Source organism: Candidatus Magnetaquicoccus inordinatus (assembly GCF_004217665.1).
In the GTDB taxonomy this organism is placed as follows: domain Bacteria; phylum Pseudomonadota; class Magnetococcia; order Magnetococcales; family Magnetaquicoccaceae; genus Magnetaquicoccus; species Magnetaquicoccus inordinatus.
In genome coordinates this window covers 1-16,203 of sequence record NZ_RXIU01000047.1, presented here as the reverse complement: position 1 = coordinate 16,203, position 16,203 = coordinate 1, and the positions used below count along the sequence as shown (strand labels likewise).

General features: G+C 50.6%; 13 protein-coding genes. 12 read left to right on the top strand and 1 reads right to left on the bottom strand.

Annotation, left to right across the window (positions count from 1 at the left end; genetic code table 11):
• Positions 1-71: 71 nt before the first annotated feature.
• The gene (locus tag EJP87_RS05710) at positions 72-875 is read right to left on the bottom strand and encodes an energy transducer TonB (protein ID WP_130470900.1); all 804 of its coding nucleotides are present in this window, start codon (positions 873-875) and stop codon (positions 72-74) included.
• A gap of 596 nt (positions 876-1,471) precedes the next feature.
• On the opposite strand from EJP87_RS05710, the gene EJP87_RS05705 reads away from it, so the two are divergent.
• From EJP87_RS05705 to EJP87_RS05650, 12 genes are all read left to right on the top strand, one after another.
• Positions 1,472-2,506 (top strand): inorganic phosphate transporter, encoded by a 1,035-nt coding sequence (locus EJP87_RS05705; protein WP_130470899.1) that lies wholly within the window; start codon positions 1,472-1,474, stop codon positions 2,504-2,506.
• Between the two features lie 91 nt (positions 2,507-2,597).
• Positions 2,598-3,293 carry a DUF47 domain-containing protein gene (locus EJP87_RS05700; RefSeq protein ID WP_193771164.1) on the top strand — a complete coding sequence of 232 codons (696 nt, stop codon included), beginning with the start codon at positions 2,598-2,600 and terminating at the stop codon, positions 3,291-3,293.
• Positions 3,294-3,304: 11 nt separating this feature from the next.
• On the top strand, positions 3,305-4,051 hold the full coding sequence (locus tag EJP87_RS05695; RefSeq protein ID WP_130470897.1) for a DUF47 domain-containing protein: 747 nt from the start codon (positions 3,305-3,307) through the stop codon (positions 4,049-4,051).
• A gap of 354 nt (positions 4,052-4,405) precedes the next feature.
• Positions 4,406-6,601, top strand: coding sequence for an ATP-binding protein (locus EJP87_RS05690; protein ID WP_130470896.1), 2,196 nt, complete (start codon positions 4,406-4,408; stop codon positions 6,599-6,601).
• Entirely contained in the window at positions 6,594-8,051 is a 1,458-nt protein-coding gene (locus EJP87_RS05685; RefSeq protein WP_130470895.1) for a sigma-54-dependent transcriptional regulator, read from the top strand. Before EJP87_RS05690 ends, EJP87_RS05685 begins: the two co-directional genes overlap by 8 nt.
• 266 nt (positions 8,052-8,317) lie before the next feature.
• Positions 8,318-8,782: a helix-turn-helix domain-containing protein gene (locus EJP87_RS05680; RefSeq protein WP_130470894.1), complete on the top strand. Its 465-nt coding sequence runs from the start codon at positions 8,318-8,320 to the stop codon at positions 8,780-8,782.
• A 261-nt stretch (positions 8,783-9,043) separates the two neighbouring features.
• Positions 9,044-10,810: an oxygen-binding di-iron domain-containing protein gene (locus EJP87_RS05675; protein WP_130470893.1), complete on the top strand. Its 1,767-nt coding sequence runs from the start codon at positions 9,044-9,046 to the stop codon at positions 10,808-10,810.
• Positions 10,811-11,067: 257 nt separating this feature from the next.
• Entirely contained in the window at positions 11,068-11,763 is a 696-nt protein-coding gene (locus EJP87_RS05670) for a cytidylate kinase-like family protein (RefSeq protein WP_193771163.1), read from the top strand.
• Positions 11,764-12,263: 500 nt separating this feature from the next.
• Positions 12,264-13,670: a 3-isopropylmalate dehydratase large subunit gene (leuC, locus tag EJP87_RS05665; protein ID WP_130470891.1), complete on the top strand. Its 1,407-nt coding sequence runs from the start codon at positions 12,264-12,266 to the stop codon at positions 13,668-13,670.
• A gap of 15 nt (positions 13,671-13,685) precedes the next feature.
• Positions 13,686-14,336, top strand: coding sequence for a 3-isopropylmalate dehydratase small subunit (gene leuD, locus EJP87_RS05660; protein ID WP_130470890.1), 651 nt, complete (start codon positions 13,686-13,688; stop codon positions 14,334-14,336).
• A 3-nt stretch (positions 14,337-14,339) separates the two neighbouring features.
• Complete coding sequence (gene leuB, locus EJP87_RS05655; protein WP_193771165.1) at positions 14,340-15,422, top strand: 3-isopropylmalate dehydrogenase; 1,083 nt, start codon at positions 14,340-14,342, stop codon at positions 15,420-15,422.
• Positions 15,423-15,446: 24 nt separating this feature from the next.
• A partial coding sequence (locus EJP87_RS05650; protein WP_130470888.1) for an aspartate-semialdehyde dehydrogenase occupies positions 15,447-16,203 on the top strand: 757 nt, incomplete at its 3' end.

Sequence of the window (16,203 nt, the reverse complement as noted above, 5' to 3'; positions counted from 1 at the left end):
CTGGACCCGGCCAGGGAGGTGCCCTCCCTGGACCCGCAGTTGATGTGGGTGCTGCATGGTTACCTTTTGTTTCAGGGATTGCTTAATTGAAAACGTATTGGGATTTCCACACTTTCCCGTACCGCACGACCATGCCGATAGGCGGGAATGAAGCGCCATTGTCTGACCGCCTGCAAGGCTGCATGATCCAGCAGCTCTGAACCACTGCTTGATTGGACCCGCACCGCCTCTGCTGCTCCCTCTTCTGTTACCTCTACAACTAAAATTACCGTTCCTTCACGCCCCTGCTTGCGGGCAAAGGGGGGATAAAGCGGTTTTGGATTATTCAGATAGGCAGCCTGACTGCGTGGCGGGCTATCAGAAAGGGTGGTTGTTGCGGCAAACGGAGGCTGCTCAGAACGCGGTTGTGGGTTGTCCATTGTCGGTTGCTGGTTGTTGCTTGCTTGCCAGTCAGACGATACTCGTGTTGCGGCAAGTCGTGGCTCCATTTTTTTGCGCACCGCCGTTTTGCTGGTTACTGTTTTAGGAGCAGCAGGTGGCAACTCTGGCGTGGGAAGGGGAGCAGCTTCAGGAGGGGGGGGGGCTGGAGCTGCAATTGGCAGCTCTTCGACTACTGTGGGAGTGGGAGGTGGGGGGCTTTCTGTATTTGCAGCATCGGCATGCAAAAGTGGTATGAGTAAGAGATCGACCACCATTGCTGGCGGAGTGTGTGTATGGCTGGGCAAAAGATGCCACCACAGCAACCCCATTCCAGCAATATGGAGAAGTATGGCAGCGGCGAGAGCCGGATGAAAGAGTTTACGCCTTTCCGGGAGTTTGCTTGCTGGTAACGGAGCATACTCCTGATCCAGGAAAGAAGAGGTGTCAACAATCAACGTGTCAATCCGTAGAGCGGGTCAGAGAGTGTCATGCTGGCCAATTGCGACGCGAACCAAACAGATAACGCAACTGTTGAACCAATAGTTAATTGACTGATAAAAAATAATAAAAATCTATTGCATCTTCAGGAATGAGTGATTTCACACAGTACGTTTGCGTGATTTCACACAGTTGAGGTCACTATAGGGCGAAAGCGTGCAACAAGGGAGAGTATTGGTAAAAACAGAGGAATAATGAGCAGTTTATTGCAAAAATGACATTTATGTACAAAGAGAAGCACAGCGATACGAACTGGAAAAAAAGGAAAATTGCGTTAAATAATCGCAATTAACATGTGTGCAGTGCAATAAATAATGCAAACTATTTTTGCGACAAACGTAAAATTACCCTTTCACGATAGACAAAGCTCGCTGTATACTCCCGCCCATCATTCCGTTGCGGGGTGGTGCGCACAACAAAGAAGAGTGGAGCAGCAATTATTGGCAGACCAGAACGAAGCGCGCCGTTTCTGATTGTCGGGTATTGGCTCTGCTCAAGAGTTGGCGACAACTCCAATTTGTCCAACGTGGTCATCGGAGAGAATAGAAAACCTATGGATACACTTTTTACCCTGGCAGTGACTGCTGTGGTGATCGTGCTTATTTTCGATTACACAAACGGCTTTCACGATGCTGCCAATATTATCGGAACCATTATCGCTTCCCGGGCTATGACACCGATCCAATCGGTGATCATTGTCGGTACCTTTGAATTTTTGGGTCCGATTCTGGGAGGTACGGCTGTTGCCAATACCATTGGCAAATTTATTACAATTGGCGATGTTCCACCTCACCTGTCGTTGACCATTGTGCTCTGCGGCATCTGGGGGGCCATTTTCTGGAACATGGCAACTTGGTGGTACGGCATTCCCTCCTCCTCTTCACATGCGCTGGTGGGCGGTCTGATCGGAGCAGTCGTTGTTTCGGCTGGTTCGCAGAATGTGATTTGGGGTTTCAGCGAACTGGCGCAAGGCAAATTCACCGGCTTTTTCAAAATTTTGCTGTCGTTGATCATTTCCCCGGTGCTGGGATTCTGGGCAGGCTATTTTATTCACAGGGGGATGCGTTGGTTGTTGCGCAATGAAGAGCCCTCTGCCAACCGTTGGTTGAAACGTTTTCAATTTGTGACTGCGGCTGGTCTGGCCTTTTCGCACGGGGCCAATGATGCGCAGAAGAGTATGGGTATCATCACCCTGGTGTTGGTTTTGGGTGGTTTTGTGGACAAATTTGTGGTGCCCGGTTGGGTGATCATGTCCTGTGCTGTTGCCATCACGCTGGGCATTCTTTCCGGTGGTTGGCGTATCGTGCGCACTGTTGGCTTTGGTATCTATAAAGTGCGTCCGCTGCATGCTTTGGATACCCAGTTGACCTCCGGCACGCTGATTCTGGCGGCTTCGGTTTTTGGGGCGCCGGTGTCAACGACGCATGTGGTCAGTTCAGCAATCATGGGTATTGGTTCATCCGAACGGCCCAAAGCGGTACGCTGGGCCAAGGCCAAAGAGATCGTCAGCACCTGGTTGATTACCATTCCGGGATCGGCATTGGTAGCCATTTTGACCTATTATTTGGTCAGAATGATCACCGGTTGATGTATAATACATCAGTCTGGCCCTGTTTCAACCGTTCGGACGAGTTAACCGAGTGGGCCGTGACGGCCCCAAGCGATGTGGAGGTATGCAAATGAGCGGCAGTTCCCCTATGGCAGCCAAACTTTTGGCCAATGTTTATCCACGGGTTCCCGATTTCTATACGTTGATCAACGAACAGTGCGCCCTGGTTTCCGAAGCGATGGAGGCTTTGGTGGAGTACATGGGCGGCGATCAGAGCAAAGGTGCTCTCATCGGCGATCTGGAAAAAAAGGGTACCGAAGTCAAAAATCGCAGTATGTATGTGCTGAATAAATCTTTTGCCACTCCCATGGACCGGGAGGATATTTACCGGGCCATCACCGCAATTGATACCGTGTTGCATTATGCCAATACCACCATTCAGGAGATCGGTTTTTTCAAATTGTCTCCCGATCAGCATATGTTGGATATGGCGCGTATTCTCAGTGAAGGTACCGATGCTTTGAAATTGGGTTTTGCCAAACTGGGAACCAATCCGGCCATGGCCGAAGATGATGCCCTGGCGGTGCGCAAATCCGAGCGCAACGTGGAAAAAGCCTATCGTAAAGCTTTGAGCAACCTGTTCCAACCGGAAATTCATCTGGAAAAAATCAAGTTGAGCAAAGAGGCTACCGTTGAAGGTCGGGTGATGGGTGCGGTTACGGAAATTTTCAAACGGCGTGAACTGTATCGCCATCTGTCCAACGCCGGAGATCAGATTGCCAAAGCGGGATCGGTGTTGCACGATATTGTGGTTCAGGTCTCTTAAGGAGAGCTCCGATGGGCGAAGAAGAACAGTTAAGTGGCAAGGCCAGAGCGCGTTTGGAGGTCAATACCCCCCATCCATCGTTCTGGGTCAGGTTGATGGAGAATGTTTTTCCCAAAACTCCAGACTTTTTTGCTTTGCTGATTGAACAGTGCGAAGTAATGTCACAGTGTATGGATGCGTTAGTGGCCTTTATGGAGACAGGTGATCCAGAAAAGGGTGCTATGGTCCGAGAATTGGAAAAGCAAGGCGATATTGTCCAGGCTCGCAATTTTGCTATTTTAGCCAAAGCCTTTTCCACTCCATTGGACCGAGAGGATCTCTATCGCGCTATTACCAGCATCGATATGATTCTCAACTATGCCAAGACCACTGTGCGGGAAGTGGAAGCGTTTCAATTGACCACAACAGAGCCAATGGTGGAGATGGTAAAAATTATCAAACGTGGTACCGATGCCTTGCATCGGGGCTATGTCAAGCTCTCGTTTGATCCTTTGGGAGCTGTGGATGAAGAGCGTTTGGTACAACAGTCGGAACATGATGTTGAGACCTTTTATCGGCAAGCTCTGGCCACATTTTTGGATGGGCCAGTCCGGGCACAGCAGGTCGCAGCAAACACTGAAGGTGATATGGAAGAGCGGTTGCTGAGCAATACGCTGGATCTCTTCCGTCACCGCGAGTTGTATCGTCATCTTTCCAATCTGGCCGATGAAGTGGCTGAAGCGGGTACGGTATTGTACGATATCATGGTGCAGGTGTAATTGTTGTGTGGCCTCCGCAAACGGGGTAATCCCCTTTTTGCGGAGGCTGTTCTGTTTTTTGTCGTTGGCCAACAGGCAGATGATGGTGGGCAACTGTATTCAGAGAGCAAACGTGCGCTGTTTTTCTGAAGATGGTGGGTTAACCAGTTTGGGATGCTCACTTTTCTGGTTCGGAAGGTTGAATTGACGGGCAGCTCACCCCAGTGTAGAGTTTGTGCGGTGTGGTTACCTCTCCTGTGACGGAACCTTGGTTGGTTTTTGTAGGCGCCTGTGCACCGCACAGACAGAACAGGTAACAGTGAGTCGCATCCAGGAACTGAGTTTTGGCCTCCCAACGAATGGAAATCGCCGCGCATGTGGGATGCTTTGCAATCTATTTCCAGATTTGCCAAACGCCTGTTAAGTCCAGATCGTCATTTGGCAACGCTGTTGGTTTTGATGATCGGGCTGGTGGTCTCGATCGCTGCCTGGAAAATGATGGACCGCCAGTTGAGCTTCTATCATCAGGTGGAGTTCAACTGGGTAGCACAAAATCGCAATCGAATATTTCAACGTGGTATCACCTCTGCCGTTGATGCGATTCAACTGTCCGGCAATTTTGTCGAAAATGCCGAAATGTTGGATTTGGCCCGCCTGCGTTCCTTTTACCATAAATTATTGTTTGATCACCCCTGGCTCTCCTCTTTGAACTGGATTCCGGAAAAGGGTTCGCCTGTTTCCGTAGAAGGAGAGGTTGATCTGCACAACAGTGCTGTGCAAGACAGTTTGCAACGGGCACGTACCCTGCGGCGCATGACAGCCAGTTTTGTCCTGGGTCGGCATGGGGAGATGTATTCGGTTAAAGTCTATATAGTGGTTCCTGTTTTGTCGAATCAACGATCTGGATCCCAGAACAGTGCCGATGGTGGAGCCTTGTTGGGCCTGGTGGTGGGGACAATCGATATTTCGCAATTGGCCAATCTATCTATCAGTATTTTGGAACCACGCGGTGTGGAGTTTTTGTTGCTCGATATGACCATGCCACATGAGCCGCAATTTTTGGATTTTTATGCCAGCCGTTTGGGCAGCGCCCATCGGGAAGAGGTGACAGCCCATAATTGGCAGGATTGGCGGCGTCGGCAATCACTCTATTTGGCTGAATATTTTCAGGTGGCCGATCGGGTATGGGCAATTACCTGTGCGGCAACACCACAGTTTCGTAGTGCGGAAGGCTTTTCCCATGCCCCTTCAGCGGCTTTGATGGTGGGCTTGTTGTTGACCGGTGTGACCACCTTTTTTTTCTATTGGACGCGCCGTTCACTCATTGAACGCACTGCCTTGTATGAAGAGTTGGTCAAGTCGGAAACTACCTTGCGGGTCTTTTTCGAGCAGTCACCAGATACCATTTTGATCGTGGATCGCGAGGGAGTGGTGCGGGCTATCAACCGGGAGCTGCCGATTCTGGGGGAGCACTCCCCCAGTCAGCAACAGGTAATGGGAAAACATTTTGTCTCCATTCTGCCGCAAGAGCTCTTGGATGTGTGTCAGTCTGCCATCTCCATGGTGCTGCAGACCGGACAACCGCACCAATTTTCCCACCAGGTGGGTAAGTTTTATTGGTGGGAGGTGCGTATTGCGCCCATTCGTCGGGAAAATCGTTTGATCGAAACCATGGTGTTGTTTACCAACGTCAGTGAACGGCGCACATTGGAACTCAAGGCATTGCGCAATGCGCGGCTGGCATCCATGGGAACTTTGGCTGCCGGCATTGCCCATGAGATCAACAATCCCAACAATGCGGTTACTTTTAATGTCTCTTTGTTGAAAAGAAGTTGGCAGGATGCTCTGCTGGTGTTGCAGGAGTACCATCAAACCGTCCGCGAGTTTACCCTTGCCGGAGTGCCCTTTGAACGGGCGGTAGAGGCAATTCCGCGTCTGTTGGCGGGTATCAGCAATGGTGCCGAGCGTATCAGTAAAATTATTGAAAGTTTGAAAGCGCTGGCTCGTGACGATATGAGCAGCATGGGCCATTTTGTCAATGTGGAGGAGGTGATTCGGGCTTCAGTCACCTTGTTGGAACATCAAGTCAAGCGTCATAGCGACCATTTTACTGTGCGCATTGATGGATCAGCGACAGCCGACGGCCTCTTGCTGGTATGGGGTAATTTTCAGCAGTTGGAGCAGGTGATTATCAACTTGGTGATGAATGCCCTGTTGTCGTTACCGGAGCGCAGCAAAGGGGTGTTGCTGCAGGCTGATTGTGTCGAAAATATGGTGCGGATAATGGTTGAAGATGAGGGTTGCGGCATTGATCATAATGTACAACCGTTTGTATTTGATCCATTTTTTACTACACGCGCCGATAGGGGTGGGACCGGGTTGGGCCTTTCGCTGGTGCAGGAGATTGTGAGCAGTCATCGCGGTACGATTCAACTCTACTCCAAACCGGGTGAAGGGTCGCAATTTACCATTTTGCTGCCGCTGGATACCACCAAGGAGGGAAGACCCCAAGCAACGGTGCAGCTTAGTTCTGTACATGCAGATGGGATGGGGAGGAATGAGCATGTTTGAAGCACTACCGCCTGGAGAGCAGATTCCGGTCGTGCTGGTGGATGATGAGGAAGATATTCTCTTTAGCAGCAGTTATTTGTTGGAGAGCCATGGTATTGGTCCCTCGGTGACCTTTTCCGATCCACGCCAGGTGATCCCGTGGTTGGAACAGCATACCGTGGGGATGGTTTTGCTGGATTTGATCATGCCCCATCTGCCTGGGCCGGAGTTGTTGAAAAAGATTATTGCTTTGCGTCCAGAGATTCCGGTTGTGGTTTTGACCGCCTCTCAGGATGTGGAGTGGGCGGTCTCTTGTATGAAGCATGGGGCCTTTGATTATTTGATCAAACCGGTAGAAGAGAGCCGTTTTATTGCCTCAGTGCGTCGGGCTTTGGAGATCTCGGCGTTACGTCAACATGTGGGAACATTGCGCCAGGTGATCTTTTCCGGGCAGTTGCGCAATCCCGATTGTTTTGCAGCCATCTTTACCAAAAATCGCCTCATGCTGACCATTTTTCAATATCTGGAGGCGGTGGCGCACTCGACAGAACCGATTTTGATTACTGGTGAAACCGGAGTGGGTAAAGAGTTGATTGCCACTGCCGCCCACAAAGCCAGTGGTCGCTCTGGCAAAATGGTTTCCATCAATGTGGCCGGTTTGGACGATGTGATGTTTTCCGATACCTTGTTTGGCCATGTTCGGGGTGCCTATACCGGGGCCTCCACAGAACGCTTGGGGTTGATCGCCCAGGCGCGTGATGGCACACTCTTTTTAGATGAAATTGGTGATTTGCCGCCCTCCACCCAGGTCAAGTTATTGCGTTTGATTCAGGATGGTCAATATTATCCGTTGGGATCCGATGTGCCGCGCATCTCACAGGCGCGGATTATTGCTGCCACCAACAAAGATTTGCGGCATGAGATGCAAAAAGGGACCTTCCGTCCCGATCTGTTTTTCCGTCTTTCCAGTCATATGGTGGATATTCCACCGTTGCGGGAACGCTTGGAAGATCTGCCACTGTTGATTGATCATTTTATTCGTAAATCGGCAGAATCGCTCAATCGTCCCCCACTCAAAGTTCCGCCAGAGATCTATTCGCTGTTGTCGGCCTATACCTTTCCCGGTAATGTGCGCGAGTTGCGGGCTTTGGTCTATGATGCGGTTGCCAATCATGCCGGAGGTCCGGTTTTGCCGTTGGATCGATTTCGTGCTGCCGTGCGCGCCCATGGACGCAGCAAATTGAGCAGCCATGGCGCTTTAGCCGAGTCGGCCAATGGTCCTGCCGGGGTGGAGAGTCATCTGTTGATAGCTCCCGGTCGTCTGCCTACCTTGCGCGAAGCGACACAATGGTTGGTCAATGAGGCGATGCGTCAGGCGGATGGCAATCAAGGCAATGCCGCTGCGCTGTTGGGCATCTCTCGCCAATCCTTGAATCGTCGTTTATTGACTTCACATTTGGATCCTGCCTGATAGATTTTTTACGCTGGGTGCAGCATTTTGCCAAATGCAGCAATAGTTAAAATTATAACAATAACAGCAAGTTGTCTTAATATTCTTGCCATATTCCCCTCGATTGAGCATAAAATGCTGCACCCCATAATGGGGGTGTTTCCTGTTGATAATATTTATAAGTTACTGAAATATATATAATATATTTTGTTACATTATTGTGGCGTGGATTTTGTAATGTATACTCGGTCACGGTTAATTTCAACTTGCTGATTGGGTGAATCTCCATGTCCAGGAAAGCCAAACAATTGGATTGTGATCTTGAATCCTTGCAACAGCTCGAAGCGTTGGTGCGCAGCAAAAAATCAGAATTTCGTCTGGTTGAACGGGCGAGAATGGTGATGGCATGTCTTAAAGGGGCTGCCATCCGCGAAGTGGCTGAACGATTCCAGACTACCACGAATACCGTTATTTTTTGGCGGGATCGCTTTGCCCAATCCGGTGTGGAGGGGTTAACCGATATGCCGCGCAGTGGTCGTCCGGCTCGTTATGATACCGAATTTCGTGAAACTGTTTTACGTCTTTTGGATATGCCTCCACCCAATGGTCGGACCCGCTGGAGTGGGGTGGCCATCGCCAATGCGTTGCAGGTTTCTGACGATGCTGTTTCTCGTTTGTTGCGCCGGGAAGGCATTCGTTTGCGCAGTGGCTACTCCTTGGAGAGTAGCGTTGAAGCGGTGCAGTCTTTATAATTTATCTATGCGCATCATCACTGCATTCTTCCTGTAAAGCAAACACAATTGCTTCTGTTTTGCAGAGCAGTTGTGTTTGCAAATATCCTATTTGTGTCGTTATTTCTGTCTGTCGGAACGGAATAGTATTCCTGCCATTTTCCCGAACGATGAGTTGTTTTCCTTTTACACAAGAGCTTGCTATCTGCTAGGATTCCGTTCTGAGGAAAGTCAAAATTTTTCATCCAAGGATCGGATCACAGAGCAGAAAGGGCGGCTGAAATGGAGAGTGAAACATCCATACCCGACTGGAACCAACCATATGCCATTGCGGATAAAATCTGGTGGGTTGGGGCACCATTGCAGGACGACTCCTTTCAGTGTCATACCTATTTGATTGAAAATGGTACAGAATCTATTTTGATTGATCCTGGTTCCATGATCAATTATGCCGCGATGATTCGCAAAGTAGAAACCATTCTACCATTATCGCATATTCGTTGGGTGATTTGCCAACATCAGGATCCCGATATTACCGCCAGTTTGCCCGCATTGGATCAACTGATTACCCGACCGGATGCCATGGTGTTGACCCATTGGCGTGCGATTGCTTTGCTCAAGCATTATAATATTCGCCTTCCCTTTCAGTGCATTGAAAAAATGACTTGGCGCTTGGATGCGGGAGGTCGTGCTATCCAGTTTGTTTTTACCCCCTATTTGCACTTTCCCGGTGCTTTCTGCACCTTTGACATAGAGTCTGGCGTTCTCTTTTCCAGTGATCTGTTTGGTGGTTTTACCGAAGAGTGGCATCTCTTTGCCCAGGACGAAAGCTATTTTGAAGCGATGCGTCCCTTCCATGAGCACTATATGCCTTCGCAAACCATTTTGTTCGATGGGTTGCTAAAACTCTCCCCCCTGCCGATCCGCATGATTGCGCCGCAACATGGATCGATCATTCCTGAACATCTGGTCCGTTTTATGATCGATCGTTTGAAAGAGTTGGATTGCGGACTATTCTCCTTGGCACAAAGCAGTACCGATGTGCAACGGCTCTCCCGCCTCAATCTGTTGCTGCGTAAATTTTTCAAGGATTTGGTGTTTGTCCGTGAGTTTCGTTCTGTTTTGGAGACGCTGGCGCAACTGGCGGGACAGTTGTTGCCCTTGGATGGATTGGATATTCACTGGCAACTGGATCAGGATGAGTTTTTGCTTTGGTCACAGGATAATCATTATCAACGGCGGCAAGAGATGCCGCAAGCCGATATACTCACTTTGTTCCAACAGCCGGAACAGGAGGGTGATTGGGCTGTGCGTGGCGTCTATCTCTGTTTCTTGGTTGAGGAACGCAAACCCGCTTTGGTATTGCATTTGCGCGATTCCGAGAGTGGTGGTGTAAAGGGATTGGCTGTTTTTCGCTTGAGCAAGGCTATCGTGATCAGCCAGGAGGAGGGGCAGATTCTCAATCGCATGGGTGAGGCACTCAGTGTGGCTGCCATGCGCGAGATCATGCACTATCAACTGGAAGGAGAGCGGCAACGCTATTATGAGCGCTCCATTCGTGATCCGTTGACCAATCTCTATACCCGCTTTTATCTGCGCGAGGCGGCTGGACGTCTGTTTGAAATCCAGGATCGCGATTCCCATACCCAATTGGCTTTTGCCGCTTTTGATCTGGATTTTTTCAAAAGCGTCAATGATACCTATGGCCATGGTGCCGGCGATGATGTCTTGCGTGCTTTGGGACAGATTTTGCTCTCAGAGACCCGGACCATGGATATTCCGGTACGTCTGGGTGGGGAAGAGTTTTTGTTGTTAATGGTCGGTTCCAACATCCATGATTCCATGGATGTTGCAGAGCGGATACGCCTGCGGGTGGAAAATTTGGTCTTGCCTGGGGTGTTGAGTGGTCGCAAATTTACTATCAGTGCCGGGGTCAGTCTGCGCCATCCCAAAGAGAGTTTGGAAATGGTGATGGAAAAGGCCGATGTTGCCCTCTATCAAGCCAAACATGGAGGGCGTAACCGCGTGGTGGTGGCCTCCGAGGATTAATTGCCCTCTCTTTCCTCCCTGTCGTAACATTTTTGCTTTATGACGGAATTGATATTCTTTTGCCATGAGAGACGATTTTAATTGACTCCACAGTCTGTTCGTGTATTGTAACATCCTGGATGGTGGGATTATTACAATAAAATTTCGTATTTGTGTCAGGGCGCCAGTAACAATGTTGCTGCCGAATCTGTTGTAAATCCCAGTCAATTATATATGCGGATATGTTGGTGGATCATATTGAGAGTAGAGGGTTTATTATGGTTAATAAATATGTTGTTCGCATGCCGAAGCCGAAAAAACAAAAACAAGGTATTGTTGCCAGCCAACCATTGGTGATGGTCTCTGGGCCATTTGGTTCGGGTATGGGTGATCTGGCCGCCCGTTTGGCGGAAACTTTGCAAGTCAAATATTATAATCCCCATAAATTGGAAGAGTTGGCTAGTGACAAAGAGCGCCATGAGCGTGTCTGGCAGGAGCTGCAGGCGGCTGAAGGTGATTTTTTTGATTATTGGTTGGGCCATATCTATGATCAACCCGGTATCACTCCCAGCGAGCATTTGGCGCGTTTGACCACCGCTATCCATGAAATTGCCATGGAGGGTGGGGTGGTTGCCGGTATTTGCCCCCATATAGTCGTGCCCGGTGATAATCTGGTGCGGATTCAGGTGAAAGCCGATGCCAAATTTTGCGCCAATCGCTTGGCCAAAAAACATGGCATCGATGAAGGAGAGGCGAAAAAGGTCTTTCTCGAGCTGGAAGCACAACGGCAACGCTTGATGCAAACCATGTTTGAGGATGTGATGAGCCATACCATTCAGTTTGATCTGGTGCTGGATGCCGAAAAGGTGTCTGCAAAAAAGATGTTGAAACAAAGTCTTGAGCTGTTGGAAAAGCGTCGGTTGATTCCGAAAGATTTTATTCATCGCATTCCTGAAATTCTATTGCAGTTGTAGAATCTCTCTCGACCATGGCTGCGGATGCGAGAGAGTCCGCAGCCAGGTTGCGCAAGAGCTCCACTGGGTTATGCGGTGGAGTTTTTTTTTTGTGTCGCTGCAGAGAACAGAGGTGGCCAGGCAGGGACAAAACGAAAAGTGCTGCACAGGGTGAGCGCATGTGAAAAATTTGCGCACTGTTGCCACAAGCAAAATGGTGCATGTCGGGCGTCCGCCCTCCCAAAGAGTGCCCCTTTGGGACACAAATCGGTGCGGCGTGCGCGAATGCTCAAGCATGCGCTTTTGTGCAATGCCGCACATTTTCAGCAGGGCTTTGCCTTGCACCCACCAGGAGGAGTAATCTCCTCCCGGACCTCCCTAATAATTTTCTGATTTGCAAATGCGATTGCCCTGTGAATAGTTACCAGAAAACTTGTATGAGCCGCCATGCTTTGGCTATAATGAAGGGCTTGGGTTGAGCTGGTGTGGGGGAGAAGATACTAGGGGTCGAGGATCGCACAATGAAACCGCAAAATTTGTTTGAAAAAATCTGGGATGCCCATGTCATTCGCGCTGATGGCGATGGCACGGTATTGTTATACATTGATCGGCACCTGGTACATGAGGTGACCAGTCCACAGGCCTTTGAAGGGTTGCGTTTGGCTGGGCGCAAAGTGCGCCGTCCCGAAGCAACTTTTGCCGTGCCCGATCACAATGTGCCGACCAAACATCTGGAACAGGGGATTATCGATCCCATCGCCCGTCTGCAGGTTGAAACCCTGGACAATAACTGTCGCACCTTTGCCATTCGTCAGTTTGGTATGGGTGATATTCGTCAGGGTGTGGTGCATGTCATGGCCCCGGAGCAGGGGATTATTCTCCCTGGTTTGACCGTGGTTTGCGGCGATTCCCATACCGCTACCCATGGCGCTTTTGCCGCGTTGGCCTTCGGTATTGGTACCTCTGAGGTGGAACATGTGTTGGCTACCCAGACCTTGCCGCAAAAAAAACCCAAAACAATGCGGATCCATATCGAAGGTGATCTTGCCGCCGGGGTGACCGCCAAGGATCTGATTCTCTATATTATTTCCCGTATCGGTACCGCAGGGGGTACGGGCCATGTGCTGGAATTTACCGGTTCGGCCATCGAAGCTCTCTCCATGGAGGGGCGCATGACCCTGTGCAACATGGCTATTGAAGGGGGAGCCCGCGCCGGTTTGGTGGCTGTGGATGACAAAACCATCGATTATCTGCATGGTCGCCCTTTTGCACCCAAAGGCACTGTCTGGAACCAGGCCGAACAGGCTTGGCGTAAACTGAAAGCAGATCCCGGTGCCGGTTATGACCGGGTTTTGACCTTTGCTGCCCAAGAGGTGGTGCCACAAGTCTCCTGGGGAACCTCACCGGAAATGACGCTGCCGATTACTGGGCATCTTCCGAATCCGGCCATGGAAAATGATCCGGTTCGTCGCAGCTCCATCAGCAAGGCGTTGGCTTATATGGGGCTGGAACCGGGCATGGCCATTGCCGATATTGCCGTAGATACTGTTTTTATCGGCTCCTGCACCAATGGGCGCATCGAAGATTTGCGTCTGGCCGCCGAACAGGTGGTGGGCAAAAAGGTTGCCCCGACTGTCAAATTGGCCATGGTGGTGCCCGGAACCGGTCTGGTTAAACAGCAGGCCGAAGCAGAAGGGTTGGATCGCATCTTTACCGAGGCCGGGTTTGAATGGCGAGCTCCTGGCTGTTCCATGTGTCTGGCGATGAATGCCGATATTTTGGCTCCCGGTGATCGTTGTGCCTCGACCTCCAATCGCAATTTTGAAGGTCGGCAAGGTCCCGGAGGACGCACCCATCTGGTTAGTCCTGCCATGGCCGCTGCCGCTGCGGTTGCCGGGCATTTTGTTGATATTCGTGCCAGCCACTGATGGGGAGATGAGGCTATGGAACCTTTTAATCGTTTGCAGGCACTGGTGGTACCGATCGATCGTGCCAACGTCGATACCGATGCCATCATCCCTAAACAGTTTTTGAAATCAATCAACAGGAGCGGTTTTGGCCCCAACCTGTTTGACGAATGGCGTTATCTGGATCGTGGCGAACCAGGACAATCCTGTGTCGGTCGCCCACTCAATCCCGATTTTGCCCTCAATCAGCCGCGTTATCAGGGTGCGCAGATCCTGTTGAGCCGGGATAATTTTGGTTGCGGATCCAGTCGCGAGCATGCCCCATGGGCTCTGCTCGATTATGGCATTCGCGTGGTGATTGCCCCCAGCTTTGCCGATATTTTTTTCAACAACTGTTTCAAAAACGGTATTCTGCCAATTGTTTTGACGGGCGAGCAGGTGGATCAGTTGATGCAAGAGTGTGTTGCCCAGGAGGGGTATCAACTGACTGTTGACCTGGAAACGCAAAGCCTCTCCACCCCCAGTGGTGAGAAATTTTCCTTTGTTGTGGATCCCTTCCGTCGTCATTGCCTGTTGCATGGTTTGGATGATATTGGTCTGACCTTGCAGCATGTGTCTGCTATTGAACTTTATGAACAGCAAAGACGCCAGGCTGCCCCCTGGGCGTTCTTGTCACAGGGAGTTTGAATGATGTCCAGTAAATCAATTTTGTTGTTGCCTGGTGATGGCATCGGTCCAGAAATCGTCGCCGAAGCACGCAAGGTTTTGACTTGGTTGGCGCAACAATCCGGTCTCACCCTTGTCATGGAAGAGGGTTTGATCGGTGGTGCCGCGTATGATGCGACCGGCAATCCCTTGCCGGAAGAGACCTTGCAGAGAGCCAGAGCCTGTGATGCTGTTCTCCTTGGGGCAGTGGGCGGGCCGAAATGGGAGCCATTGCCTTATGAAGTGCGTCCGGAGAGAGGATTGTTGGGTATTCGCAAGGCTTTGGATCTCTATTGCAATCTGCGTCCGGCAAAGCTCTTCTCGCAACTGGTGGATGCCTCAACCCTGAAACGCGAAGTGGTGGAGGGAACCGACATCATGGTGGTGCGTGAGCTCTCTTCCGGTATCTATTTTGGCCAACCGCGTGGGGTGCAAACCTTGGCCGATGGCAGCCGACTGGGGATCAACACCTTGTCCTACTCCACCAGTGAAATCGAACGTATTGCTCGTTCTGCTTTTGAAGTGGCACGCAAACGTCAGAAAAAACTCTGTTCTGTGGATAAGGCCAATGTCCTGGAGGCGACCGAACTGTGGCGGGAGGTGGTGATTGCCGTCGGTAAAGAGTATCCCGATGTGGCATTGTCCCATATGTATGTTGATAACGCTGCCATGCAGTTGATTCGCAATCCCCGTCAGTTTGATGTGATTGTGACCACCAATATGTTTGGCGATATTTTGTCCGACGAGGCCAGTATGTTGACCGGTTCCATCGGTATGTTGCCCTCGGCCTCTTTGGGTGATACGGCTGCTCTTTATGAACCGATCCATGGTTCAGCGCCAGATATTGTCGGTTTGGGTGTGGCCAATCCCTTGGCAACCATTCTGTCGGCAGCCATGATGCTTCGCCACTCTTTGGCTTTGCCAGAGCTGGCCGATCGTGTGGAAACAGCAGTCAACCGTGTGTTGGATCAAGGATTGCGCACCCCCGATATCATGCAGACGGGGATGCAAAAAGTGGGTACGGTTGCCATGGGCGATGCCGTGGTGGCCGCTTTGTCAGAGTCTTAAGCAGAAGGTCGGAAGGGTAGAAAAATGAGTTCCCAGGGTAGTAGCAAGCGCTATAATGTGGCGGTGGTGGGTGCCACCGGTAATGTGGGACGGGAGATTCTCAACATCCTTGAAGAGCGGAATTTTCCAGTTAACGAAATCTTTTTGTTGGCCTCCAGCCGTTCGGCTGGTACTACGATGAACTTTGCCGGTCGTGAACTGGTGGTGCGTGATTTGGCTGAGTTTGATTTTTCCGGTGTGCAGATCGGTCTGTTTTCGCCCGGAGCCAAGGTCTCCAGCCAATATGCTCCCAAGGCTGCCGCCGCCGGTTGTGTGGTTGTGGATAACACCTCCTTTTTCCGTATGGATCCAGAGGTGCCATTGGTGGTGCCAGAGGTCAATCCTCAGGCTATTGCCCAATATACCAACAAAGGCATTATCGCCAATCCCAACTGCTCGACCATTCAAATGGTGGTGGCGTTAAAGCCACTGCATGATGCTGCCACCATTCGACGTGTGGTGGTCTCCACCTATCAGGCTGTCTCAGGAGCCGGAAAAGAGGCTATGGATGAGCTCTTTGAGCAGACCCGTGCCGTTTATGCCACCACCTTGCGGGTGCCACCAAAAAAATTTCCCAAAGAGATTGCCTTTAATCTGATTCCGCAGATCGATGTTTTTCTGGAAAATGGCTATACCAAGGAAGAGATGAAGATGGTCAACGAGACCAAAAAAATTCTCGATCCAGCCATTCGCTTGACGGCAACCACGGTGCGGGTGCCGGTTTTTAACGGACATTCGGAAT